This is a genomic window from Collimonas sp. OK307 (genome assembly GCF_900113705.1).
Classification (GTDB): Bacteria; Pseudomonadota; Gammaproteobacteria; order Burkholderiales; family Burkholderiaceae_D; genus Collimonas.
Genome location: NZ_FOQI01000005.1, coordinates 63,056 through 89,355 on the forward strand (window position 1 = coordinate 63,056; position 26,300 = coordinate 89,355).

The 26,300-nt window shown below is 57.1% G+C and carries 22 protein-coding genes; 9 read left to right on the forward strand and 13 right to left on the reverse strand.

What is annotated here, in order from left to right:
* Positions 1–205: 205 nt before the first annotated feature.
* Complete coding sequence (locus tag BM205_RS08690; RefSeq protein WP_092414108.1) at positions 206–628, reverse strand: YXWGXW repeat-containing protein; 423 nt, start codon at positions 626–628, stop codon at positions 206–208.
* 335 nt (positions 629–963) lie between these two features.
* On the opposite strand from BM205_RS08690, the gene BM205_RS08695 reads away from it, so the two are divergent.
* Both BM205_RS08695 and ssb read left to right on the forward strand, forming a co-directional pair.
* Positions 964–2,163 carry an MFS transporter gene (locus BM205_RS08695; protein WP_092414109.1) on the forward strand — a complete coding sequence of 400 codons (1,200 nt, stop codon included), beginning with the start codon at positions 964–966 and terminating at the stop codon, positions 2,161–2,163.
* Between the two features lie 145 nt (positions 2,164–2,308).
* Positions 2,309–2,806, forward strand: coding sequence for a single-stranded DNA-binding protein (gene ssb, locus BM205_RS08700; RefSeq protein WP_092414110.1), 498 nt, complete (start codon positions 2,309–2,311; stop codon positions 2,804–2,806).
* Positions 2,807–3,137: 331 nt separating this feature from the next.
* On the opposite strand, the gene BM205_RS08705 is transcribed toward ssb, so the two are convergent.
* The 4 genes from BM205_RS08705 to BM205_RS08720 form a co-directional block, all read right to left on the reverse strand.
* Positions 3,138–4,271 (reverse strand): ABC transporter substrate-binding protein, encoded by a 1,134-nt coding sequence (locus BM205_RS08705; protein ID WP_092414111.1) that lies wholly within the window; start codon positions 4,269–4,271, stop codon positions 3,138–3,140.
* A 215-nt stretch (positions 4,272–4,486) separates the two neighbouring features.
* On the reverse strand, positions 4,487–5,767 hold the full coding sequence (locus BM205_RS08710) for a TRAP transporter large permease (protein WP_092414112.1): 1,281 nt from the start codon (positions 5,765–5,767) through the stop codon (positions 4,487–4,489).
* Complete coding sequence (locus BM205_RS08715) at positions 5,764–6,336, reverse strand: TRAP transporter small permease (protein ID WP_092414113.1); 573 nt, start codon at positions 6,334–6,336, stop codon at positions 5,764–5,766. The genes BM205_RS08710 and BM205_RS08715 overlap by 4 nt, the downstream gene beginning before the upstream one ends.
* Before the next feature lie 126 nt (positions 6,337–6,462).
* On the reverse strand, positions 6,463–7,443 hold the full coding sequence (locus tag BM205_RS08720) for a TRAP transporter substrate-binding protein (RefSeq protein ID WP_092414114.1): 981 nt from the start codon (positions 7,441–7,443) through the stop codon (positions 6,463–6,465).
* 218 nt (positions 7,444–7,661) lie between these two features.
* Between BM205_RS08720 and BM205_RS08725 the strand changes: the two genes are divergently transcribed.
* From BM205_RS08725 to BM205_RS08735, 3 genes are all read left to right on the forward strand, one after another.
* Positions 7,662–9,656 carry a sensor histidine kinase gene (locus tag BM205_RS08725; RefSeq protein WP_254783823.1) on the forward strand — a complete coding sequence of 665 codons (1,995 nt, stop codon included), beginning with the start codon at positions 7,662–7,664 and terminating at the stop codon, positions 9,654–9,656.
* A 49-nt stretch (positions 9,657–9,705) separates the two neighbouring features.
* Positions 9,706–10,320 (forward strand): response regulator transcription factor, encoded by a 615-nt coding sequence (locus BM205_RS08730; RefSeq protein ID WP_092414116.1) that lies wholly within the window; start codon positions 9,706–9,708, stop codon positions 10,318–10,320.
* Positions 10,321–10,662: 342 nt separating this feature from the next.
* A complete protein-coding gene (locus BM205_RS08735) occupies positions 10,663–12,096 on the forward strand; it encodes a porin (protein WP_092414117.1) in 1,434 nt (477 codons plus the stop codon).
* Positions 12,097–12,210: 114 nt separating this feature from the next.
* On the opposite strand, the gene BM205_RS08740 is transcribed toward BM205_RS08735, so the two are convergent.
* The 8 genes from BM205_RS08740 to BM205_RS08775 all read right to left on the reverse strand — a co-directional run bounded on the left by BM205_RS08740 (position 12,211) and on the right by BM205_RS08775 (position 21,332).
* The gene (locus tag BM205_RS08740; protein WP_092414118.1) at positions 12,211–12,705 is read right to left on the reverse strand and encodes an Lrp/AsnC family transcriptional regulator; all 495 of its coding nucleotides are present in this window, start codon (positions 12,703–12,705) and stop codon (positions 12,211–12,213) included.
* 136 nt (positions 12,706–12,841) lie between these two features.
* The gene (locus BM205_RS08745) at positions 12,842–14,218 is read right to left on the reverse strand and encodes an aspartate aminotransferase family protein (RefSeq protein ID WP_092414278.1); all 1,377 of its coding nucleotides are present in this window, start codon (positions 14,216–14,218) and stop codon (positions 12,842–12,844) included.
* A gap of 191 nt (positions 14,219–14,409) precedes the next feature.
* Positions 14,410–15,312, reverse strand: coding sequence for a GNAT family N-acetyltransferase (locus BM205_RS08750; protein WP_092414119.1), 903 nt, complete (start codon positions 15,310–15,312; stop codon positions 14,410–14,412).
* Between the two features lie 41 nt (positions 15,313–15,353).
* Complete coding sequence (locus BM205_RS08755) at positions 15,354–16,835, reverse strand: NAD-dependent succinate-semialdehyde dehydrogenase (protein ID WP_092414120.1); 1,482 nt, start codon at positions 16,833–16,835, stop codon at positions 15,354–15,356.
* Between the two features lie 14 nt (positions 16,836–16,849).
* Positions 16,850–17,956, reverse strand: coding sequence for a tartrate dehydrogenase (locus tag BM205_RS08760; protein ID WP_092414121.1), 1,107 nt, complete (start codon positions 17,954–17,956; stop codon positions 16,850–16,852).
* 37 nt (positions 17,957–17,993) lie between these two features.
* On the reverse strand, positions 17,994–19,286 hold the full coding sequence (locus BM205_RS08765; protein WP_092414122.1) for an NAD(P)/FAD-dependent oxidoreductase: 1,293 nt from the start codon (positions 19,284–19,286) through the stop codon (positions 17,994–17,996).
* Between the two features lie 209 nt (positions 19,287–19,495).
* Positions 19,496–20,422: a 2-hydroxyacid dehydrogenase gene (locus BM205_RS08770; RefSeq protein WP_092414123.1), complete on the reverse strand. Its 927-nt coding sequence runs from the start codon at positions 20,420–20,422 to the stop codon at positions 19,496–19,498.
* Positions 20,423–20,441: 19 nt separating this feature from the next.
* Entirely contained in the window at positions 20,442–21,332 is an 891-nt protein-coding gene (locus tag BM205_RS08775) for a GNAT family N-acetyltransferase (RefSeq protein WP_092414124.1), read from the reverse strand.
* A 584-nt stretch (positions 21,333–21,916) separates the two neighbouring features.
* On the opposite strand from BM205_RS08775, the gene BM205_RS08780 reads away from it, so the two are divergent.
* The 4 genes from BM205_RS08780 (at position 21,917) to BM205_RS08795 (ending at position 26,296) form a co-directional block, all read left to right on the forward strand.
* Entirely contained in the window at positions 21,917–22,585 is a 669-nt protein-coding gene (locus BM205_RS08780) for a haloacid dehalogenase type II (protein WP_092414125.1), read from the forward strand.
* Between the two features lie 187 nt (positions 22,586–22,772).
* Positions 22,773–24,395 (forward strand): ABC transporter substrate-binding protein, encoded by a 1,623-nt coding sequence (locus tag BM205_RS08785; protein WP_092414126.1) that lies wholly within the window; start codon positions 22,773–22,775, stop codon positions 24,393–24,395.
* 72 nt (positions 24,396–24,467) lie between these two features.
* Positions 24,468–25,424, forward strand: a complete 957-nt coding sequence (locus BM205_RS08790; protein ID WP_092414127.1) for an ABC transporter permease — start codon at positions 24,468–24,470, stop codon at positions 25,422–25,424.
* On the forward strand, positions 25,421–26,296 hold the full coding sequence (locus tag BM205_RS08795) for an ABC transporter permease (protein ID WP_092414128.1): 876 nt from the start codon (positions 25,421–25,423) through the stop codon (positions 26,294–26,296). Before BM205_RS08790 ends, BM205_RS08795 begins: the two co-directional genes overlap by 4 nt.
* Positions 26,297–26,300: the final 4 nt, after the last annotated feature.

The window sequence follows — 26,300 nt, forward strand, 5'->3', positions numbered from 1 at the left end:
CAAACGGATCAACCTAGCACTATATCAGGGTCGGGATTTTAGAGTTTGGTCCGGCTATCTCTTGTGAAGACGGTCGCGCGAAACGGTCGCGTGAACACGGTGCGCTGGCGGAGTGAAGGGATGGCAGGAGTACGTATGAACCTGGAGCGCATGAATCCCAGCCTGATCCAATGGCAACATCAGATCAGGCGGGCGCAACTACACTTTAGCAATTGCCCTTTTTGGCTTGCCCCGGTGGACAATGATAACGGCCTCCGTCATCGTCACGCCTGTCATCACGACGCTCGTCGCGATAGTGCTCATGGTGGCGGTCGTCGCCCTGACGCCAGCCGCCACGACGCAGCTCCCATCCGTTACTCCCTTGACGCCATTCCGGCCGGTCGTACAGATACCCGCTACGCGCTCTTTCCCAATGTCCGCCAGCCCAGACATGGCGGCGGCCGTCCCAATTCCAGTATCCCGGAGCCCAGATGTAGCCAACCCGCGGCGGCGGCAAAACCTCGTATCGCGGCGGTGGCGGCGGTGTGCCGATCGTGATGTTTACACCTATTTGCGCCATAGCCTGGGTCGGCATAAAGGCGGTAGCGCTGACTGCTATAAGCGCGGCGGCGCAGAGTATGCGTTTCATATTTATCTCCCACAGTTATTTGATGCTGCAAACTATATCTTTTTTTATTTCGAAAACGAATAATGATGCAATAAATTACATCTAATTTGAAAGGGAGCGCGCCTGATATCCGTTGGATAACAAACTGCAATCGCACTCAAATGCATCAGGGTATTTCGCCTTAATATTCAGCAAGTTTTGGGTATGTCCAATACCCGTGCGGGTTACAGCCATTTCATTCCCTGATACTATGACGGGTTTCGGTCTGCACCGTCGTACAGCCTCAACGTTCCCATCCGGTAATGCCCAATATGAATAATTCGTCCTCCTCTCTCGATAACGACGCAGGTAGCGGAATGAGTCGCGCTGAAGTCAAAGCTAGCAGCGCCCTGGCTTCGATATTTGCATTGCGCATGCTTGGCCTGTTTCTGATTTTGCCGGTATTTGCAGTACACGCTAAAACCCTGCCAGGCGGCGATAGCGCTGCCCTGGTTGGCCTCGCCATGGGGATTTACGGCCTGGCGCAATCGTTCGGACAAATTCCGTTCGGCGTAGCTTCCGATAAATACGGTCGCAAGAAGATCATCGTCATCGGCCTGATCCTGTTCGCGCTGGGATCTTTCATTGCCGCCGCAGCCGACAATATCTACTGGGTCATTATCGGCCGCGCGATACAAGGTTCCGGCGCGATTTCGGCGGCGGTGACCGCTTTCATCGCCGATTCCACAAGGGAAGAACACCGTACCAAGGCCATGGCCATGGTCGGTGGATCGATCGGTTTGACGTTTGCCTTGTCGCTGATCGTTTCGCCGCTTCTGTATGAATGGATCGGCATGGGCGGCATCTTTGCCATGACAGGCATCTTGTCGCTGGCTGCGATTGCAGTGGTGGTGTGGCTGGTGCCTTCGGCGCCGCTGGTCAAGGCCAAGCGTGTCGCATGGTCGGAAATCCTGCGCAACGGCCAACTGATGCGGTTGAACTACGGTGTGTTCGCCTTGCACATGACGCAAATGGCGATGTTCGTGGTGATGCCCGCGGCGCTGGTCAAATACGCCGATCTGCCGCTCGAGTCGCACTGGAAAATCTATCTGCCGGTGGTGCTGGCTTCTTTTGTATTGATGCTGCCGCCGGTATTTGTCGGCGAGAAGCAGGGCAAAATGAAGCAAGTAATGCTGGCTGCCGTAGCTTTGTTGTTTATAGTGCAACTTGGATTGCTGCTGACATTTTCCATGGCAACTATCCATTGGCAATGGCTGGTCGTGTTGTTGCTAGGATTTTTCATTGCTTTCAACGTGCTGGAAGCCAGCCAACCGTCGCTGGTGTCGCGCATCGCGCCGCCGGCGGCCAAAGGCGCCGCGCTGGGAGTGTATAACACCATGCAAGCCCTGGGTTTGTTCTGCGGCGGCGCCCTAGGCGGATTGCTTAAACAGCATGTGGGCGCATCCTCGGTTTTCATTTTAGGCGGGGCAGCAACCCTGTGCTGGCTTATAATCGCATCCAGCATGAAAAATTTGCCGCGCCGTGGCGCTTCATCAACTACGGCCGCGGCAGCGTAGTGCATGGCGCGCAGCAAGTCTCCTTAAGCACTATTAGGTAACTATTAAGCAACATCAGACAGCCAGCGCCTTGGGTCTTGGGCACAACGCATCAGGCGTAAATTTCAGCGCATTTTCAAGATATGAGCATTTAGGAGAGCATTACATGGCATCGGTCAATAAAGTCATCATCGTCGGCAATCTCGGCCGCGACCCGGAAACACGCTACATGCCGAACGGCGAAGCGGTCACCAACATCGCCGTTGCCACCACGGAAAGCTGGAAAGACAAGAATAGCGGCGAGAAAAAAGAATTAACCGAGTGGCACCGCATCACTTTCTATCGCAAGCTGGCGGAGATCGCCGGCCAGTACCTGAAAAAAGGTTCGCAGATCTACATCGAAGGTCGTCTGCAAACGCGCAAATGGCAAGACAAGGATGGCGCAGAACGCTTCACCACCGAAATCATCGCAGACACCATGCAGATGCTCGGCAGCCGTCAAGGCGCGGGCGGTAGCGCGCCGATGGACGATGGCGGTGGCTACAACAGCGCGCCACCGGCACGCCAGCAAAACACCAGCGCACCGGCGGCCCCGGCACGTCAGGCGCCGGCTTCGCGTCCAGCGCCGAATTTCTCGGATATGGATGACGACATTCCGTTCTAAATGACATAAGAATAAATTTGTTAAGTTAAATTTCGGCTTTTCTTTTCTAAGCTTATGTTTTAATTGGATAAATAAATAAAATACATCCCTTAATTCTGTAAAGAATTAAGGGGTTTTTTTTCGTCCACGATGAACGTAATGATAGAGTTTTTCATTTTAAAGAATTAGCACTGTGGAATTGCATCTTCATTTTCCCCATTTTTGCAATATGCGCTGACCCATGATTTCACTGGAGACACTGTGTTCCACACGTATTTTTAGTCACCTTGCTGGATCGTCTCCGGCTCCCCAAATGGGTCAATTCGGAACGTAAATCTACACCCTATGCGCGTTACCGAATATAACGCCCGTCTTTCCCTATCATCGTGATTTCGACAAATTCGCTACCAGTGTGATTTTGTGGGCTGTAGGTGACCGTCACTCCCCCTAGGTCTTCGTGTCGAATTGACTCCATTGCATGTATAAATCGCTCGCGGGTTAAATTAGTCCCAGCCCTACGTAATCCTTCGACCAACACCTTAGCGGAGACGAACCCTTCCATCGCCGCATAGGAAACGGTCGCGTGCGATTTTTTAGTGGTCGCTTCGAATTCTTGTCCTAAAAGAGTGGTAACAAGATCTGGTGGTGGTGTGATCTGTCCCAGAATAATGCCGGCTCTGGCGGGGCCGAGGTCTTTAAGAAATGACTCGGAAGAATTGTTTGAAAGAGTCATGATTTGCATCTGACTTCTTTGAGAACGAATTTCTTTGATTACTTCAACGGTATTTTTTGACGAGCTGACAATGATCAATGCGGCTGGTTTGGACTTAATAACATTTGCAGCTGCCTTCTTGTAATCAGGGTTGTCTCTGGCAAAAGAGGCAATCACGGCAGGCGACAGCGAACGTGCCCTCATCGCATTGTTAAACCCCGCAAGGCCGTCCTGGCCGAAAGTATCATCGACATGCAGAAGCCCGATGCTCTTGAATCCTGAAAATACAAAGTATTCAACCGCTTTTCCGATTTCAGTTTGATACTTTGCCCGAACATTAAACACTAGAGGGTTTACCGGATCGTGGAAAATGGAGGCGCCTGTCGAAGGTGCTATTAATGGCACATGATTCGCCGCCATAACAGGTAGGATTGCTTGGGTGTGGGGAGTTCCGCGGCTTTGAAATAGAGCAAAAACATGTTCGGTATTAATGAGCTTAGCCGCATTGGCGGCGGCAAGTGCAGGGTCGAATTTATCGTCTAGCGTGATTAATTTTATCTTTCTTCCATTGACACCACCGTTCGCATTGACCGAATTGAAATAGGCATTTGCCCCTTCCAGCATTTCTTTGACCGGTCCTGCAACAGTTCCTGTGACGCCAATGGTCTGGCCGATCAATATGGTGCTTTCAGTCACGCCATCCTCAGCATGTGCATTGAAGATTGCCCCTGCAAGCACAATCACAGCGATAGTTTTTCCCAAGCCTTTGAACATGGTATCTCCCCCTATTTAGGTAAGCCTAAAATTATTTTTTTTACACGATACAACGGGTGACAGAAGCGATGCGAAAATTCATGACTCCGGAACGGAGGTTGCCTATAAGCAATGCATTAGCTGATCGTCGCACAAAATTGACCGACGAAAGAAACATCGCCGCCATCGTCATTAAATGACACATGGCGGCTTTATCTGCATGATTTCAGGACGATTTATTTGTAAACCAGACTTGGTAGAAACATCGTGATTTGCGGCGCGTAGGTAATCAAAATCAGGAACGCGATCATGGTAAGCAGCCACGGCATGACAGCCTTGGTTAATTCTGTAATCCCCATTTTGGTAATACTTGACGCCACATACAAATTTAAGCCTACCGGTGGATGGCACATCCCGACCTCCATGTTCACGATCATCATGATGCCGAAATGGATAGGATTGATACCCATCTTGACTGCCACCGGGAACAGGATAGGCGCCATGATCAGAATGATGGAGGATGCCTCCATCACATTACCTGCCAACAGCAAAAGTATGTTCACGACCAGTAGGAAACCCACCTTACCCAATCCCATATGCAGAATAATTTCAGTCAGGGCTTGAGGAACATTCTCTGACGTCATGAGGAAGGAAAACAAGGTTGCATTCGTGATGATGTATAGCAGCATCGCAGACATCGCCGCCGAATCGAGCAATACCTTGGGCACATTCTTGATGGTCATGTCTTTGTAGACGAAAATCGACACCAGGAAGGCATACACGGCGCTCATCGCAGCAGCTTCCGTTGCCGTAAATATGCCGCTGAAAATACCACCGATAACAATCACCACCAGGAATAGTCCCCATGCGCTGTCGCGAAATGCGTCCCAACGCTCACGCCAGGTAGCTTTCGGCAGGCGTGGGTAATTATTTTTGCGTGCAATATTCCAAGTCGTCAGACAAAGCATCCCGGTAAGAATAATTCCTGGAATCAAGCCAGCGATAAAAAGAGCACCGATTGAGGTATTGGTAGACACGGCATAAATCACTTTGATGACCGATGGCAGCATCAAAATGCCGAGCGCTCCAGAAGTCGCAATCACGCCGGCGCCAAATTTCTTCGGGAATCCTTGTTTGACCATTTCCGGTAATACGACGGAACCGATCGCAGCCACCGTCGCTACACTTGAGCCGCATACCGAGGCGAACAATGCGCAACCAATGACGCCTGCCAGACCGATTCCGCCATGCCAATGGCCAACCAGGGTGGTTGCAAATTTGATCATTCGCTTCGCTACCCCGCCATGCGTCAGGAAGGTGCCTGCCAGAAGGAAGAATGGTATCGCCATGATCTCGAAATTCTCGATACCGGTGAACAATTTCAATGCCACCGATTCAATCGGGACATTGGTCATCGTGAACAAGAAGGTCAATACGGTCAAACCGAGCGAAATCGAGATCGGCATACCGGTCAGCATCAATGCAAACAACAGTACAAATATAATCAGGGCATTCATGCTTTGGCTCCGATGTGTTCTACATCGACAGCGTCTTCCACGCCGTCAACATGCGTGTGATCATGCTTCGGAAGTTCGCCATTCTTGAAAAATTGCCAGGTCACTTGCAAGAACCGGAACGACATCAGATATGAGCCAAGCGGAACTGCAAGATAAACAATCCACATCGGGATTTCGAGGTCGGCCGACACCGTATCGGTATGCGCCATTTCCCACACAAATCTGCCTCCCAAAGTTCCGATGATGCCGGTAAAGAGCGCTCCGGCCAATAATCCGAAAATAATGAATTTATTACGCCAAGGCGTGCTCAATTTATTGATCAATACGTCGACCCCAACGTGGATGCCAACACGCACGCCATAGGCCGCACCGAATTTCGCCATCCACACAAACATGTAGATGCATAGCTCTTGGGCCCAACTGGAGTTGATTTTGATAAGTTCATCCTGGACCCAGGGAATCGGCAGCCCCGAGGCATAACGATGTACCACTGCAAGGAAAATAAGAACAGTTGCCATTGCCATCAAGGATGCAATTAGCCACTCTTCCAAATGGTCGAGAAATTTCATGGAATATCCGTAAAGTTCAGAGGTAAGAGGAGCCGGTCGCCTCTCACAAAATAATCTTAAATCGCTATGCGCTCATGCAAATAATTGCAGCCTGCCTGCCGCACATTTATTGCGTACTCTGACTATTTATTTGTACCCAAGCTTTGCGGATTCCTGGTTGACTGCCGTGATCAAATCCTTGCCGATGCGATTTTCCATTTGCTTCTGCACCGGCAGCAGCGCTTTGCGCCATTGGGTTTTTTCCTCGTCGGTCAAGTTGTAGACCGTGGTCTTGCCGGACTTACGGATAGCCTCCATCGCACTATCGTTTTCTTGTTGTGCGATCGTATTGGCATACTTGGTAGTCTCTTTCATTGCGCCGTCGAGTGCGCTGCGGATATCAGCTGGCAGGCCATCCCAGAATTTCTTGTTAACGATGACGGCGTAGCCTAAATAACCGTGGTTCGACATGGCTACATACTTCTGTACCTCATACATCTTTTGCGTGTAGAGATTGGAGGGCGGATTCTCGGTGCCGTCGACCACGCCTGTCTGCAAGGCCTGGTATACCTCGGAAAACGCGAGGACTTGCGGATTGGCGCCCAAAACACGCATTTGAGCGTCCAAGACTTTAGAGGATTGGATGCGCATCTTCAAGCCTTTAAAATCGGCTGGTAAATGCAAAGGCTTATTAGCCGACATGACTTTAAAGCCATTATCCCAGTAGGCCAAGCCGGTGATTCCCTTGGGCTCCAGTTTCTTGAAAAGCTCCTTGCCGATCGCGCCCTGGGTCACATCATCGAGCACGTCTCTGCCCGGGAAAATATAAGGTAAATCGAATAATTCGAATTCTTTTACGCCCAGAGGACCGAATTTGGCGAGCGAGGGAGCCAGCATCTGTACCGCGCCGAGTTGCAGCGCTTCCATTTCTTCCTTGTCTTTGTATAGCGTACTGTTGGGATAGACCTCGATCTTGACGCGGCCATTGGTTGCTTTCTCCGCCAGTTCCTTGAAGCGCAGCGCCGCTTTACCTTTAGGGGTGTCATTCGCGACAACGTGACTGAACTTGATCACGATCGGAGATTGGGCAAATGCGCTTGTACTCACGACAACAGCTGCAGATAGCATTGAAATCAAAAAATTTAGTTTCACGATGTCTCCTGATTATTAGAAATAATGCATGGTATAAATCCATTTATGCCATGCATTATCATTAGCAACCCGAAATACCGCAATTGTGGTTAACCACAACAGATTTATTGCCGCAAAACAGCCGGATTTCTATCATACTGACGGGTATGATACGTCACCCGAAGCCAACCGAATTGGGAGTTTCCTCCGGAAAAATGAGGATCTCGCACTGGATGCCCTCTATTTTTCTGGTATTGCTGTTTTTATCGGTACTGCTGTGGCTGCCATGGCAAGCGCAGCACATGGAGGCGAACGACCGCCAGAAACAATTGATTGCCGATACCTTATGGGTGGAGCAAGCCATACATTTTCAACTCAGCCGCAATGAGGAAAATCTCCATACGATCAGCGATGAGATTATCAACGGTTCTTTATCGGACAAAAAACTACGAGACAGAGTAAGCACGCTCCTTCGCAGCAACCGCGAACTGAGCCGGATCGTGTGGCTGGACGAAAACGACAGACAGGTGGTGTCGACCAATGATACGACGGTTACGTTAAATGATTTCTCGTCCGTATCTCGCTTGGCGGCGGCAGACGCTCGTACTTTAAAAAAACCTCAATATGGTCAACCTGCAACGCCGTCGAGCGTACCGGGGCCGATGACGATGGATTACCACTTGCCTCTGTATGCCGGCAATCACTATTTAGGCAGCTTGATCGCTACCTATCAGACTTCTGCAATTCTAGAAGAGATGGTCCCATGGTGGTTCGCACAGGAGAATGAAATTGTCTTGACCGACAGCAATGAAAACATCATCGACAAGCGCATGGCTGGAGGGGCAGGACGAAATGTATATACCTACAGCCGGGTGCTTGACTTGCCCGGAACCAGTCTTATATTGCGTACCAATAGTGTCAAAGGCACGCCGAAAATATTGTCGAATCTGTTGGTGATTTCAGTCATCGTTCTGTCGATGGGACTCCTATGGAGCCTCTGGGCGCTGAGGCGAGACATTAACCGGCGGCTGGCAACGGAAGAGGCGCTACTGCAGCAGGTATCGTTTCGCACCGCGATGGAAAATTCACTTGTTACCGGTCTGCGCGCGCGCGACCTCGATGGACGCGTCACGTATGTTAACCCCGCATTTAGCCAGATGGTCGGCTACTCGCAACAGGATCTCGTCGGCAAAATGCCACCAATGCCATATTGGGCGCCGGAGGCCATGTCGGAGTATCAGCAGCGGCTCGCTCAAAGACTTGCCGGCAATGTCACACCACAAGGTTTTGAGACGATCTTCCAGCGTGCTGACGGCACGCGTTTCCCGGTGCTGATCTTCGAGTCGCCACTGGTTAATGAGAACGGAAAGCAGACTGGCTGGATGGGATCGGTACTCGACATTTCCGAACGTAAGGCGATTGAAGAAATCAACCGTCAGCAGCACGAGAAATTACAGTTCAGCGCCCGCATGGCCAGCATGGGAGAAATTGCGTCGACATTGGCGCATGAACTGAATCAGCCGTTGGCGGCGATATCGAGCTACACGACCGGAGCCTTGAACTTGCTCAACAACAGCGTGGCGGGAACCGGCGGCATCAATCCAGAGATCCTTAAAACGGCCTTGGAAAAGGCAAGCGCACAAGCGCAGCGAGCCGGCCAGATTATTCGTAGCGTACATGCCTTCGTTAAGCAACGTGAGCCTTCTCGCGAACCTGTGACTATCCAGGAATTGCTCGACAGTGCAATGCCGCTGGTGGAATTGCAGGCGCATCAATTTTCGGTCGTCCCCCATTACCGTATCGCTGCCGATTTGCCGGCCGTGCTGGCGGACCGCACGCTACTCGAACAGGTATTGCTCAATCTCACGCGCAATGCGATCGAAGCTATGCAGGATTGCGCGCCCGAGCGACGTGTGTTGCGCATCGTTGCGGCGCTGGATTCCACTATGCCGGTCCCGCACGTGACGGTCTCGGTAATTGATCAGGGACATGGCATACCGCAAGAAGTCGTGGAACGATTGTTTTCACCTTTCTTTTCGACCAAGGCGGAAGGTATGGGGATGGGGTTGAATATCTGCCGCACCGCTGTCGAATTCCACGGTGGCACGCTGACGCATGCAGACAATCCGGGTGGCGGTGCTGTTTTCCGCTTTTCGTTGCCCGCTTTGCTCAACGATAAGACAGCAACGGTGTTTGCTTATGAAAAGTAAAAAATAGTTTTCCAAATGCCTTATCTCTTATTTATTCCCAGGAACGCACATGCTTCACATTGTTGACGATGAAGAAGAAATTCGGGACTCGCTTCTATGGCTGGCCTCGTCACGCAACATTGCAGCGGTTACTCATGAAAGCGGTGAGGCATTTCTTGCCGCCCTCGAAGGCATATCGCATGTCGAACCATTGGGCGAATGTGTGCTGCTTGATGTGCGGATGCCGAGCATCAGCGGAATTGCTCTGTTCGACACGCTAAAAGCGCGCGATTTGATATATCGGATACCGGTAATTTTCATGACGGGTCATGGCGACGTGCCTATGGCGGTCGATGCCATAAAGCGCGGCGCCTTTGATTTCTTTGAAAAGCCATTTGACGATAATAAGCTCATGGACCGGATACAGGAAGCACTTGCCGCTTCACTGAAAGCCGTTAATGCGGCTATACCCCAGATGCGCCTGGCAACGCTTTCTCCGCGGGAGCGTGAAGTACTGGATCTTATTCTGGCGGGGAATATAAACAAAGTCATCGCGGATAAACTTTTCATCAGCACGCGTACTGTGGAAGTCCATCGCGCTCATATCTTTGAAAAAATGAAAGTGAAGACGGCAATGGAGTTAGCCACTCTCCTTCAAATTTCCTCGAACAACATTAATTTCTAAACACGCAAAATCGTAACGATTCCGTCTTTCTGGCGAACGACTTTCTGCTTGAAACATCGGGATTTTTTCATTCAAAGAGCTGGGGTACCTGCGGTCCCAGGCTGCGGGCTCGATGCTTAAGTATCCCCGTATATCCGCTTCTCCATCTTCACATCTGCGTTAAATATCAAGCACTCGTTCGACCCGGTCGAGACGTGCTGAACCGCCAGTTGATTTCTACATCAAGATCCCGCATGCCGATATTGTGGTTTTCCACATTGTGTGTTGTACCAATGTGGAAAACCTCAATGTCCAAATAAAAAAAATGATGGCATCTTTGCGTAACCAATTTTCGATGCAAAGTTGGCGGCTGAACTGCTGATTGCAGTTTCAAGTGAAATCAAATTTCCGTTCAGGGACAAAAATAATTTCTTGATTATTGCCGGCACAAATTCAGTCTATTCAAAAAAAACTTATAAAGGAGATTCAATGTTAGCCAAATTAACTCCCATCGCCTTGGCGATTGGTGTTCTCGTGTCGTTGCCCGCTCGCGCAGATGATGTGTCCGATCTCAGGGCGCAAATCCAGTTATTGAACGATCGTTTAGCCCACATAGAAACAGCCCAAAAGGAAGCGCAGGCAGCGCCGGCGGCAACCGGCGCAACCCCTGTCACGATTGCGCAGGCCCCGGGTTGGAATCTCATTCAGGGTACCGATACCAGCGTCTCGCTATACGGCAAGATCGATGTGACAGTAGGCAGCAGATCGAACGCCGACACCAAGGGTAATCGGCAGACCGGTATGTTGGTGTCATGGATGAGTGGTAATCGATTTGGTATCCATGGATACCATGTCATCGACAAGGATAGCGGCACCAAAGTCATCGGCACGCTTGAAAGCGAATTTGAGTCGCCGACCGGGAACATGGATACCCCTGGCGTGTTGTTTAATCGCGATGCGTGGATCGGGATCGAAAGCGAGCGCATAGGGAAACTCACATTCGGCCGCCAGAATACGCTGGCCCGCGATTTCATACAAACCTGGGGTGATGCTTTCGGAACCTCCAAGGTTGATACGAGCGAAGCCGGATGGTGCAACAACAGTAATATCCAGCAGCTGATTTTCTACGGCGGCGGTGCCGACGGGACGCGTAACGACGGCAGCATCGTATGGAAGAAGGAAATGGGGCCGTGGGTCGTGGGAGCCACCTACGCATTCGGATACGTTGAAAACGGAAATGGGCCAGGCAATTCCCCGGGCCAGTTCGGTAACGGCAGCACGACAGGCGTGGCGCTTGCCTACAACGGTGGTGCGTTTAATCTGGATGGGACCTATACGCACATGGTAGTGTCAAATCTGGCTCACAATATCTTTGCCTTCGGCGGTAACTATCAGTTCGGCCCGCTCGTTCAATGGAAGGCCGGCGTAGCCCATGCCACCGTCGACCAGGCCGCGGTTGGTGGCCGCACGGACAATGTCTTCTCGACGTCGCTTGTATTCACTCCTGCCGGGAAGATGCGTTATGTACTGGGATATCACAACATCAAGGTAAAAAATGCAGGATACGGCGCCACCGGCAATACGCTCGGCGTAACCGCGGACACCAGCGCCGTTACCTCCGCGGCCAACGGTAAAAGACAGACCTTCTATACTGCTGCTTTCTACAAATTTGACGCTCAGACCGACATCTATGCAGTCGCTGATCAGGTACAGATCAGCGATGGTTACAAGTTGGCGAGTACCCATGGGCACAACAATATGAATGAATTCGGCGTTGGCCTGCGCTGGAGCTTCTAGCCCACAAATCCGTTCGATGGTCGGGGCCGGCCTCTCAAAGTTAGAATCCGGCCATCGCAAAAAGTAACGTCAAAGTATTTGTCATTTAAATTGACGAACGGCGGCTTCGTAAAATTAGGTCTGAATGAACTTCTCAAGTGGATAGTGATGCTTAATGAAAGGCGATTTGATGACGATGTAGCTGAAATATTTCTCAATACGTAGGTTCTGCTCAAGCAGTGATTCGATTACGCTTTGGTAATGCACGACACTACGGGTCATAAACTTCAGCAAGTAGTCATACCCGCCGCTGACCAGGTGGCATTCGATGATCTCGTCAACGTTGCGAAGGTAGGCCTCGAACTTGGCGAAGTCTTCGCGTCGGTGATCTGATAAGGTTACCTCGGTAAAGACGATCTGTACATCGGCCAGCTTTTCCAGCTTGATATAGGCGCCATAGCCGCTGATGTAGCCGGCCTTTTCCAGGCGCTTTACACGGATCAGGCAAGGGCTGGGCGACAGGCCCACGGCATCGGCCAAAACTACATTGGTAATGCGGCTATTTTGCTGCAAATGACACAAGATCCTCAAGTCGATCCGGTCCAGTTTTAACGCGCCGTTAGTCATCATGTTGTCTCGAGTTATTCAACTCATCTGGCCTGCCAGGTTCATCCCGAAGCCGGCAGGCCAGATGTTACAGAGCATTTTATACTCTCCTGCCATTTTTGCCACGTCCGGCCGGTCCGCTTTACATGAGCGAGCAGCCTTACCTGAGGGCCTGGCGTACCTCGGGCTGTTCCAGTACTTCATCGAGCAGGGCCTTCAGGCGCGCAAACATGAGTTCGAAGTCGGCCTGGGTAAAGCACAGGGCCGGCGCGAAGCCGAGGATGTTGTCGCCAAAGGCGCGGAACACCAGGCCGTGTTTGTAGGCAGCCTGGAAGATCCTATCGTGCAGTTTCAGCTCGGGGTCGAAACGCGCCTTGCTACCCTTGTCGGTCACCAATTCAAGCGCGCCCAGAAGGCCGCGGCTGCGGGCATCGCCCACCAGCGGATGGGAAAGCAGGGCGCGCAGCCCACCGGCGAAATGCGGTTCCATCCCTCGGCCGTTTTCCAGCAAGCCACCTTCTTCGTACAGGCGCAGCACCTCTAGCGCGACGGCGGCGCTGACCGGATGGGCTGAATACGTCTGACCATGGCCAACCACGGTGGTCAGCGGCGCCCCATCGGCGATACCCCGATAGACGCGATCCGACATCATCACGGCACCCATAGGCGCATAGCCGGCAGTCAGCCCCTTGGCCATGGTCATCAGATCCGGCTGCACGTCTTCATCCAGGCAGGCGAACATGGGGCCGGTGCGGCCGAAACCGGTGATGACTTCGTCGACCACGAACAGGATGTCGAGCTCGTTGCAGGCCAGCTGCATGGCCTTCAACCAGCCCCTGGGTGGCACGATCACGCCGCCCGAACCCTGGACCGGTTCGCAGAAGAAAGCCGCCACCTGGTCCGCGCCCAGCTCGGCCACTTTGTCGCGCAGTGCCTGCACCGAGGCGGCGATGATGGCGGCATCGTCCGGCAGTTCGCTGCGATAGGGATAGGGCGAGGGAATGTAATGCTGGGTCGGCAGCGGCAGGTCGAAGTTGAAATGGAAGTTGGGCAGCGCCGTCAGACCGGCGCCTACCGACGAGGAACCGTGGTAGCCGCGTTGAAGAGAGATGAAATGTTTCTTGTTCGGCTTGCCGATGGAATTGTGGTAGTGCGTGATGTAGCGGACGGCGGCATCGACCGCATCCGACCCGCCCAGCGTGAAATAGACATGCTTGAGCGAAGCCGGGCTGATGTCCACCAGTTTCTTGGCCAGTAGGATGGCCGGTTCGGAGGCGAAGTGGAAATAGCCGGTGGCATAGGGCAGGCGCTGCATTTGCTCGGTGGCGGCGCGGATCACGCTTTCCTGGCCGTAGCCGGTGTTGACGCACCACAGGCCCGAGAAGGCATCCAGCAATTCCTTGTCCTGATGGTCGGTCAGGTAGGCGCCGCGACCGGACTTGAGGATGATGGGGCCGAGCTCTTCGTGCTCGCGGAAGCTGGTGACGGGATGGATCAGGTGGCTGCGGTCAAGGGCAGCCAGGGTCGATGTTTGCATAGAGGAGAACTCGCTGACGATGGTGTTGAACAAGGTCGCCCGCATGGGCGGGACAACCGGCATGGACTCAATGCTATGCCTCGTTGATCGCGGCATATGCGCAAGATGCTGGTCCCAAAAAGCATCTTGATGCGATTTGCGGGCGACCGTAGCATTTTCTGCGGCGCCCGCAGCCAGATCCGTATGCGCCGTCAGCCCAGCGCCTGGTTGACGATGGAAAACAGCTGCATGCCAGGATGCTTTTGTGGCGGCGGTCCCTTGCGCATGCGGGTGACGCGGTCCACGCAGGTCATTCCCAGCTTGTCGAACCAGTCCGGCAATCCGGAGGAGGCGAAGACATCGATGCGGATGAAGGAATCCGAATAGGTATTGATCCAGTGTGCGATCAATCCCTTGGCGCGCTCGGCGTCGGGCGCGACTACCGGACCGATCACGCGGCCATGGCCGAAGCGTCTCACCAGCGCAAAACCCAGCATCTCGCCATCGCGATCCAGCGCTACTGCATCGGACATCTCCAGCAGCGCCACCAGCAACTTGCTGCGATCCATGCCTGTAGCCTGCGCATCCAGCGCCAGGAGGGTCGGCACATCGCTCTTGCCCATCGGTCGCACGCGCTCGCCGGGCGGCAACGATACCAGCACCGGTTGCGCCGAGGCCCCCTGGAACTGATGCAGAACATCTTCCTGCACAAAGCCCAATTGCTTGTACAAGGGCATGCCCGCCGCGGTGGCATTGACCATCAGGCCGCGACCGTTGACTTGCTCGATGACATGTTGCATGAGCCGTCGTCCCAGGCCGCGTCGCTGCAATTCGGCCTGCACCAGCAGCATGCCGATGACCGCGTGGGCCTGGCCGAAGCAGGTGCAAACGACCGACCCGACCACCCGCAGCGGGGCATCCGGCTCCTGGTTTTCCAGCAAATAGCCCTGACCCATCTGCAACAGGAAGTTCCAATCTTCCAGCCGGTGCGGCCACTTGAACTGCAGCGAGAGCCGGTGGCAGGCTCCCAGGTCATCCTGTTCCATGGGCCTGAGCGTCAGCGCCGGCATCGGCGTTGGTGCGGATGATGAGGAGGAGGGCGATGGCGCTGGCATGATGGCTCCTGTTCGGTTCGTTCGTGTTGTGTCGGACTGCGTCAGAGCTGGCCCTGGCAGACGTACTTGGTGTGCAGATAATCGTCCAGGCCATGTACCGAGCCTTCGCGGCCATAGCCCGATTCCTTGACGCCGCCGAAGGGAGCGGCCTCGGCCGCCAGTGCGCCTTCGTTGATGCCGACGATGCCACTTTCCAGCGCATCGGTGACGCGGTGAACGCGGCGCACATCGGTTGAATAAAAATACGCGGCCAGTCCGAACGGCGTGGCATTTGCCGCCGCGATCACTTCTTCTTCGGTGATGAAGCGCGTCACCGGTGCTACCGGTCCGAAGGTTTCCTCACCGCTGCACAGCATGTCCGGGCCGACATTGGACAATACGGTAGGCGCATAGTAATTGTTGCTGGCATAGCCCTCGCCCTGCAGGCGCTTGCCGCCGGTGATGAGCTTCGCACCGCGCTCGACCGCATCACGGACATGCCGTTCAATCTTGGCGATGGCGCGCGAATTGATCATCGGACCAATCTGCGAGGATGCGTCGGTGGCCGGGCCGACTTTGAGCGCGGCCACGCGCGCACCCAGCTTGGCGACGAAGGCGTCATGCACGCCTTCTTGCACATAGATGCGATTGGGGCTGACGCAGGTCTGGCCGCCATTGCGGAACTTGGCCGCCATCACGCCCTCGATGGCGGCGTCCAGGTCGGCATCGTCGAAGACGATGAAGGGCGCATTGCCGCCCAGTTCCAGCGAGAGCTTCTTGAGCGTGTCGGCGGAGTGGCGCGCCAGATGCTTGCCCACGGCAGTCGAGCCGGTGAAGCTGATCTTGCGCACGCGGCTGTCCGACAGCCAGACATCGACCACCTCCGGCGTGCGTTCACGTGAGGCGGTGACGATGTTGATGACGCCCGCGGGTACGCCCGCCTCCTGCGCCAGGCGCACCAGCGCCAGCGAGGTCAGCGGGGTGTCTTCGGCCGGCTTGCACACCACGGTGCAGCCGGCGGCCAGCGCCGGCGCGATCTTGCGTGCGATCATCGCCGCCGGGAAATTCCACGGCGTGATGGCGGCCACCACACCGACGGGTTCCTTCAGCGCCATCATGCGGCGACCGGTGACCGGGGCCGGGATAATGTCGCCATTGGCGCGCGTGGCTTCCTCGGCAAACCATTCGACATAGCTGGCGGCATAGGCGACTTCGCCCTTGCCCTCGGCCAGCGGCTTGCCCTGTTCGCGTGAGATCAGCCGCCCCAGGTCATCCTGGTGCGCGATGAGCAGGTCGTTCCAGCGCTTGAGGATGCCGGCGCGCTGTTTGGCCGGCGTAGCACGCCAGGCCGGGAAGGCGGCAGCAGCCGCATCGACGGCGGCACGCGCGTCGGCGGCGTTGCCATCGGGCACCGTGGCGAACACCTCGTCAGTGGCAGGATCGCTGACCTCCAGGCGGCGGAAATCGCTGGCTTCGGTCCATGCGGCACCGATCAGTTGTGCGCCGGGCATCAGGTGGGGATGTTGCAGTTCCAGGATGGTCATGGCAAAAGTAAATGTCAAAGTGAGAAGTGGTTTGCGCCTTTGGCGACATGGCGGGCAATAGTTTCACCCAGTTCGGTGGTCGACGCGTCGCCGCCAAGGTCGGGCGTGAGCGGGCCGCTCCTGAGAACGTCCTCGATCGCGGCGACGATGGCGTCATGGGCGTCGCGGCCGGCTCCCTGGCCTGTCGTGAGAAAGTCCAGCATGAGAGCACCGGACCAGATCATGGCGATGGGGTTGGCAATGTTCTTGCCATAGATGTCAGGTGCCGATCCGTGCACCGGCTCGAACAGGGACGGGAAGCGGCGATCCGGGTTGAGGTTGGCCGAGGGCGCCAAGCCGATGGTGCCGGTGGTGGCCGGTCCCAAGTCGGACAGGATGTCGCCGAACAGATTGGAGGCGACTACCACATCGAAGCGCGTCGGTTGCAGCACGAAGCGTGCCGACAGGATGTCGATATGCTGCTTGTCCACCGTCACTTCAGGATAGCCGGCGGACACGGCGTCGGCGCGGCCATCCCACCACGGCATGCTGATGGCAATGCCGTTGGACTTGGTGGCCACCGTCAGGTGCTTGCGCGGCCGGTTGTTGGCCAGCTCGAATGCATATTTCAATACCCGGTCGGCGCCGAATCGGGAGAACACCGATTCCTGGATCACGATTTCGCGCTCGGTGCCGGCGTACATGGTGCCGCCTAGTGATGTGTATTCGCCTTCGGTGTTTTCGCGCACCACGTAGTAGTCGATGTCGCCCGGCTTGCGATTGGCCAGCGGACAAGGCACGCCTTCGAACAGGCGCACCGGGCGCAGGTTGATGAACTGGTCGAATTCGCGGCGGAACTTCAACAACGAGCCCCAGAGCGAGACATGGTCAGGCACGGTGGCTGGCCAGCCTACCGCGCCGAAGTAAATGGCGTCGCAGCCGGCGAGCTGATCCTTCCAATCATCCGGCATCATCTGGCCATGGGTGGCGTAATAGTCGCAGCTGGCCCAGTCGATTACCTTCAATTCCAGCTGGATATCGAAGCGCTTCGCGGCGGCCTGTACTACTCTCAGGCCCTCCGGCATGACTTCCTTACCGATGCCGTCGCCGGCGATCAATGCGATGGAAAAACTGTTTTTCATGGCAGGGTCTCGAATTAAATTCACTAAAAAAATAATCTCAGGCCAGCTTGTCCTTGAGCTGGTAGTACATGCCGATCAGAGGCAGGAACCATGGCGGCCCGACGTGGCCGGGGATGGCTGGCCAGTCGCGTTCGCGCCAGGGATTGGCGCTGGCGTCGCCGGTCATCACCGCTGCCATGCATTGGCCCATGTGCACCGACATCTGGGTGCCGTGTCCGCTATAACCCATCGAGTAATACAGACCGTCGCGCTCGCCTGCTTGCGGCAGGCGGTCGCGTGTCATGTCGACCAGACCACCCCAGCAGTAGTCCAGGCGCACCTTGCCCAGTTGCGGGAAGGTCTGCATCAGGCCCGCGCGCAGGATCTCGCCACTGGCGGAATCGGACTGCGGGCTGGAAATGGCGAAGCGGGCCCGTCCGCCGAAGATCAGGCGATGGTCGGGCGTCATGCGGAAGTAATGGTGGATATTGGCCACCGTTGTGTAGGTACGCTGCTGCGCAAGCAGTGCGGTGGCACGCTCGGCGCCTAGCGGTTCAGTGGCCACGATGAAACTGCCGATGGGCACGATACGGCGGCGCAACCAGCCGAATGTGCGGTAGCTGCCGTGACGGCTGGCGCCGGTGGCCAGCAGCACCTGCTTGGCCAGAATCGTGCCTCGTACCGTATGGACGCGATGCGCGCAGGTGCCGCCGATGCGCTCCAGCCGGCGCACTTCGGTGCCGGTGTGGATGACCGCGCCATGCTTCTCGGCAGCCAGCGCTAGGCCGTGGGCGAAGCGGCCCATGTGCATCTGCGCGCTGCGTTTGTAGAGCAGGCCGCCATGGAAACGCTCGCTCTGCACCTCGGCGCGCACCTGCGCGGCGTCCAGGACGGCGACGTCGAGATCCACGCCGTCGGCGATAAGCCGCTCGGCGCTGCGCTGCAAGGCCACCATCTGGCCCGGCCGGGTGGCCAGTTTGAGTTTGCCGTGGCGCAGGAAGTCGCAGGCGATCTGTTCCTTATCCACCAGCTGCGCCACCGTGTCGACGGCGTCGTCATAAGCGTGATACCAGGCACGGGCGCGCTCCACGCCGACCTTGGCCGCGACTTCGGCATAGTCCACCGCCAGGCCGTTGTTGACGTGGCCGCCGTTGCGCCCGGAGGCTTCGGCCGCCACATGCGGGCCGGCTTCCAGCACAACCACGCTGGCGCCGCGCTTGGCCAGGGCCAATGCGGCTGACAGGCCCGTAAAGCCTCCCCCGACGATGGCCACATCGACCTGGGTCGGCAATTCACGTGCCGGGGAGACATATACGGGCGCCGAATCGGTCCAGTAGGATTCTAACTTCATGGTGAGAATAACTCGACAAAGTGGGTTAATGAAACCAGGAGCGCCATCACCGGCATGCTTAGGGTGCATAGACGCAATGCGTCATGGGATCCAGCATAAGCTCACGCCGATGTGCCTGTGACGCGAACTGCGATGGCGTGGCGGCATGATGTACCGTTGTCAGGCAGGGAATCGGCAGAATGTTTGCTCGCCGGCCCCTTCATCCCGTCTCAGTAGCCTCGTCGGCGGTCGATCAGTCCCAGAAGCGGCATGCCGGCACGATGGCGCCGCAGGTTTTCCAGCACCGCATCGACCGCGCCGTCGGGCTGTGTCATGCTGGCGATATGCGGTGTGATGACGATGTCGGGATGGCGCCAGAATGGGTGGCCGGCCGGTAACGGCTCGGTATCGCAGACGTCCAGCACGGCGGCGCTCAGTTGGCCGTCCTGCAGCGCTGCCAGCAGATCGTCCTCGACCAGGTGGCCACCGCGTCCCACATTGATAAGCGCCGCGCCAGGCGGCAATTGCGCGAACAATTCGCGGCACAGGATGCCGCGCGTGTCATCGGTGAGCGGCAGCAGGCAGATCAGCACATCGGTGCCCGCCAAGAAATGATCCAGGCCATCGCAACCGCTATGGCACTCGACGCCGTCGATCTGATGTGGCGATCGGCTCCAGCCGGCGCAGGGGAAGCCCAGACCATGCAATTGCTGCAGCACAGCCCGGCCCAGCATGCCCAGGCCCAGTACGCCGACCCGGCAGGCGCTGGCCTGGCGCACGCGGCGCGCTTGCCATATCTGCTGCTGTTGCTGGCGGGCATAGTGGCGACTGTCACGGTGCAGGCCCAGCACTGCGTGGGTTACATATTGCACCATGCCGGCGGCGATGCCTGGCTCGGTCATGCGCACTACCGGCAGCTCCGGCGGCAGGCCGGACATCTCGAACTGGTCGATGCCGGCACCCACCGAAAACAGGATCTCCAGGTTGGGGAAACGCCGGGCGATGTCTTCGGGCGGCGTCCATGCAGCCAGATAACGCACGCTGGCGGGATCGCCTTCATACGGCCACAGGTGGAAGGGCAGCTCCGGCGCCTTCTGGGCGAATAGCCGGCCCCATTCGGCGCCGCGTTCCAGGTCGGCCTTGTAGAGAAAAGTCATGATGTCGTTTGCGCCGGCGTTAGCCCAGCGCCTGGTTGATGATGGAATAGATTCGCCATTGCGCATCGCCATGGGGCGCGCTACCACGGCACATGGTCACCACGTCGTCCACGCAGGCAAGGCCGATGTCCTGCAGCCATGGTTTCAGGCCGCTCTTGCCCGGCACGTCGATGCGCAGGAAGGCGCCAGGGCAGGCGTTGACCCAGTGACTGATCAGCGTTTTCGCATCCTCAAGGTCGGCCGCGATCACGGGCCCGATCACGTGGCCGCGCCCGAACGCGCGCAGCATCGCCACGCCCTTGACGCGACCATCCTGTTCCAGCACCGCTACCTCGGCGAACTTGAGCAGGGCCGTTAGCACGGCGCTACGGTCCATGCCGCTGGCGTGACGGTCGAATGTCAGCAAGGCCGGCGCTTCGCCGGCTTGCAGCGGGCGGATGCGGCTGCCTGGCGGCAATGCCGTGCGCGGCACCTGCGCCGTGGCGCTCTGGTGTTGGCTCAGGGTATCGATGACCTGGAAGCCCAGCTTTTCATATAGAGGACGGCCGGCCGCCGTGGCATTGAGGATCACGCTACGCCCACCGGCGTCGGCCAGCAGTTGCTGCATCATGGCACGCCCCAGGCCGTAGCCTTGCAGGGCATCGCTGATGATGACCAGGCCCAGTGTGGCGTGCTCGGGGCCGCAATGACACAGCATACCGCTGCCCGATGTCTCGGGGGCGGCCCCGGTACGCGCCAGCGCCACTACCCAGCCACGACTAACCGCATGATGGAATTGCCAGTCGGCCAGGCGGTGTGGCCATTTCAGATGCTGACTCAGGCCGTGGCAGGCCTGCAGGTCGGTCTCACGCATGGCGCGCAGTGTGGTCTGGCCTGCCGGGCCAGCCGGCAGTGTCCTTGCAGCTTGCATTGAACGCTTCCTTATATATACCTGTTCACGAGGCCATGGTGCAGCATGGCCGGTTACTAGCGATGATGCCTCTTTGGCGCCGCGCAGCGTTTGTTTTCGACGGCGCGAATTCGCAATTTTATGGCGATCTGCCCCCCGTTCTCGGCACAAAATTGGGCGGCTTCGGCATAGCATGAGGCAGACAGGCGCGCGCTCTCTTTTCTTTTATGTGCGGCGCTCATTTCATTTCGTATTCCATCCACAAATGCCATGCCAGATTTTCTATTAGTCAATGTGCCCGTCGGGAGGAGAAAATTAAGCAGGCAACTCTGCGCGCAAGCGGGCTCGACCCGCATCGCCATGGTGAATGCGCCCCAAAGGGGTGCGCCCTGCTCGCATTGTTGCACTGCTCGGCAAGCTATGCTGATTGCGCCGTCGAAAACACATATTTCTGTTTCGTGACCCGGTCAAAAAGGAGTAAATCGCAAGTTTCGATATGTTGTAATCGTTCCCATGCATTGAACCCGCAAGCAAGAGAATTAGCACCATGTTATTCGCAGGACCATTCCGGTGAAGCGAACACTTTTTTGATAGGACGATTTTCAATGAGCACTTTCAAGCCCAAATTCATCACCTTCGATTGCTATGGTACGCTGACCCGTTTCCAGATGTCGGAAACGGCCAAGAAGCTCTACGCCGATCGCGTCTCCGAGGCCGACATGCCATTCTTCCTGCGCCAGTTTGCGGCTTACCGCCTGGATGAAGTGCTGGACCAGTGGAAGCCCTACGAGCAGGTGTGCAAGAACGCCATTCGGCGCACCTGCGAGCGCTGGGGTGTCAAGACCACCGACGAAGAGCTGGGCACCTTCTACAAGGCCGTACCGACCTGGGGGCCGCATCCCGACGTACCGGCCGCGCTGGCCAAGGTGGCAAAGGAAATCCCACTGGTGATCTTCTCCAATGCCGACGACAGTCAGATCATGCACAACGTCGAACAGCTCGGTGCGCCTTTCCACAAGGTCTTTACCGCCCAGCAGGCGCAAGCTTACAAGCCGCGCCTGCGCGCCTTCGAATATATGCTCGACAACCTGAACTGCAATCCGGAAGACGTGCTGCACGTGTCCTCCAGTCTGCGCTACGATCTGATGCCAGCCTCCGACATGGGAATCAAGAACAAGGTATTCGTCGCCCGCGGCCATGAGCCGTCCACTCCGTATTACGGCTATACCGAAATCTCCGACCTGTCCGGCCTGCCGGGCGTGGTTGGTCTATAGCAACCGGCGGCAGCCGGGTCGTCGTTTGCAAAGTCCGTGGTCCGGGCGTCGCAGCAGTTGGTATCAAAATTGCAACAGGTGATCGGACACATCAGGTGACAGGCCCCCGCGTGGAGCAAGCTGTGTGAGCAGGAGGGCGGGGCAGGTCGGTGGTCTTCGTGGTTGAATTTTTATTGTGAGGCTTTTCATGAGCAAGCAGGAAAACGGACGATACCCCACAGAGGGAAACATCATTACCGGCGATTCGCTGGAAAACGTGCAGGGCGGTTTCACCCGCCGCGACATGATGCGCACCCTGCTGGCTGGCAGTCTTATGACGGTAGGCTCTGCGGGCCTGCTTAGCGCTAGCGGCAGCGCCATGGCGCTGCCGCCAAAGCGCGGCGGCAAGATGCGCATTGCGACCCAGACCAGCTCCACCGCCGATACCCTTGATCCGGCCAAGACCGCGCACTCCACCGATTACACGCGCGCTCACATGTTCTACAACGGCCTGACCAAGCTGGATGGCAAGCTCGGCCCGCAAATGGTGCTGGCCGAGGAAATGCTGACTACCGACGCCACGCTGTGGACAGTCAAGTTGCGCAAGGGCGTGCTGTTTCACGACGGCAAGCCGTTCACGCCGGCCGACGTGGTCTATTCACTGATGCGCCACAAGGACCCTGCTACGGCCTCCAAGGTCAAGGTGCTGGCCGACCAGATCGAATCGGTCAAGGCCACCGGCCCCAATGAGGTCCAGATCAAGCTGGCCAACGCCAACGCCGACCTGCCGGTGATCCTGGCCACCGCCCAGTTCCTCATCATCCGCGATGGCACCACCAACTTCACCACACCCAACGGCACCGGCGCATTCAAGTGCAAGGAATTCACGCCGGGCGTGCGCACCATCGCCGTGCGCAACGAGAATTACTGGAAGTCCGGTCTACCTTACCTGGACGAGGTCGAACTCTTTGGCATCCCCGACGAGGCCGCACGCGTCAATGCGCTGCTCTCGGGCGACGTGCATTGGATCAACGACGTCAATGCGCGCTCCACCGGTCGCGTCAAGTCCACGGCCGGCTACACGGTAATGGAGACCAAGTCCGGTCTTTACACGGACCTGGTGATCCGCCAGGACGTGGCGCCTGGCAACAGCCAGGATTTCACGCTGGGCATGAAGTACCTGATGGATCGCGAGCAGATCAAGACCGCCGCCTTCCGCGGTTTCGCCGTGACCGCCAACGACCAGCCCATCGATCCGACAAACCGCTTCTACTTTGCCGGTCTGCCGCAGCGTCCCTACGACCCGGACAAGGCCAAATTCCACCTGCAGAAGGCGGGCGTGCTGGGCAGCACCATCCCGCTCGTGGCCTCGGTGGCCGCGACCGGATCGGTGGACATGGGCGTGCTGATGCAGCAAAGCGCCCAGAAGATCGGCCTGAAGCTGGATCTGAAGCGGGTTCCGGCCGACGGCTACTGGGCCAACCAGTGGATGAAGGTGCCGTTGGGCTTTGGCAATATCAATCCGCGTCCCAGCGCCGACATTCTGTTCACACAGTTCTTCAAGTCCGATGCACAGTGGAACGAATCAGGCTGGAAGAACGCGCAGTTCGACCAACTGGTCGTGGCCTCGCGCGGCGAGACCGATTTCAGCAAGCGCAAGCAGATGTACGCCGACCTGCAGACTCTGGTGCACGAGAAGGGCGGCATCGGCATTCCGGTCTTCATCACCAACCTCGAAGGCATCAGCACCAAGGTCAAGGGCATTGATGCGATCCCACTGGGTGCGTTCATGAACTACACCTGTGCCGAGTATGTCTGGATGGACGCCTGAGGACCGGCAAGAGAAGTAAAGGCCAGGCGGGCAACCCCGTCGTGGCCCGTGACCTGCTTATCGAGGATAGCTATGAATGGAATGATCCTGCGTCTGATACTGCGCCGCCTGGCACTGGCGGCGCTGACGCTGTTGCTGGTGTCGGCTGGCGTGTTCTTCATCACCAACCTGTTGCCGGGCGACGCGGCCCAAGCCGCGCTGGGCCAGGCCGCCACGCCCGAGACGGTGGCGGCGTTGCGCCTGCAGTATGGGCTGGACCTCCCGGCGCCATTGCGTTATGCCCGGTGGCTGGGGCACCTGCTCTCGGGCAACCCCGGCATATCGTTGGTCAATAACGTGCCGGTAGCGCAGATGATCGGTGGCCGCTTGCCCGCATCGCTGATGCTGGCGGCAATCACGGCAGCGGTGTCGGTACCGCTGGCGCTGTTGCTGGGTATCGCCTCGGCCATGTATCGCGGCTCGGCCTTCGATCGCGTGGTCAATGTCAGCGCGGTGTCGCTGGTCTCGGTGCCGGAATTCCTGGTCGCCACCATCGCGGTGATGATCTTCGCGGTCAAGCTGCGCTGGCTGTCGGCGTTGTCGCATTCGGCCGATGCTGCCACCTTGGGAGCCTTTATCAAGTCCTATGCGATGCCGGTGATGACGCTCTGCTGTGTGATCGTGGCGCAGATGACACGCATGACGCGCGCGGCCGTGATCGACCAGTTGCGCTCCTCCTATGCCGAGATGGCCTTGCTCAAAGGCGTCAGGCGCACCCGCATCGTGCTGCGCCACGCCTTGCCTAACGCCATCGGTCCGATCGCCAATGCGGTGGCGCTGAGCCTGTCCTACCTGTTGGGGGGAGTGATCATCGTCGAGAGCATCTTCAACTATCCCGGCATCGCCACCCTGATGATCGATGCCGTCAGCACCCGCGACATGCCGCTGGTGCAGGCCTGTTCGATGATCTTCTGTGCCGGCTACCTGCTGCTGGTGCTGACCGCCGATGTGCTGGCCATTGTTTCCAATCCGAGGTTGAAGACACGATGAAAGCTCTCCACGATCCCGCGCGCGCCGAGGCCTCGACCGCCACTGCCAGCGCCGCCACCAAAAAGCCGCGCCGCCATTCCACCATGGCCTGGATCGGCATGGGCATCGTCGGCTTCTGGCTGCTCATGACCATCATTGGCCCGACCATCTCGCCCTACGACGCCACCGCCATCGTCGATGCCGATGTGTTTTCCGGCATGAGCCTCAAGTTCTTGCTGGGCAGTGATTACCTGGGGCGCGACATGCTGAGCCGCATCCTCTTCGGCACCCGGGCCACCATCGGGCTGGCGCTGGCGGCTACACTACTGGCCAGCATTATCGGCACGGCCATTGCGCTGTTCGCCGCCCTCTCCGGCGGCTGGCGCGACGCCGTCATCAGTCGAGCGCTCGATGCGCTGATCTCCATTCCGAGCAAGATGTTCGCATTGATGATGGTGGCGACCTTTGGTTCCTCCATGTGGCTCCTGGTGGTGACCGCCGCCATCGCCTACATGCCGGGCGCCTACCGGATCGCCCGCTCGCTGGCGGTCAACGTGCAGGCCATGGAATACGTGCAGGCCGCGCGGGCGCGCGGCGAGGGCGTGTGGTACATCATGACGATGGAGATGCTGCCCAACATGATCCGCCCCGTGCTGGCCGACTTCGGGCTGCGCTTTGTGTACGTGGTGCTGCTGTTGAGCGGGCTGAGTTTCCTGAGCCTGGGCGTGCAGCCGCCCGACGCCGACTGGGGCTCGCTGGTGCGGGAGAACATTTCCGGACTGGGCGAGGGCGCGCTGGCGGTGATTATGCCGGCGCTGGCCATTGCCTCGCTGACCATCGGCGTGAACCTGTTGATCGATAACCTGCGCGGCAAGCGCGCTGCCAAGGAGTAAGCCT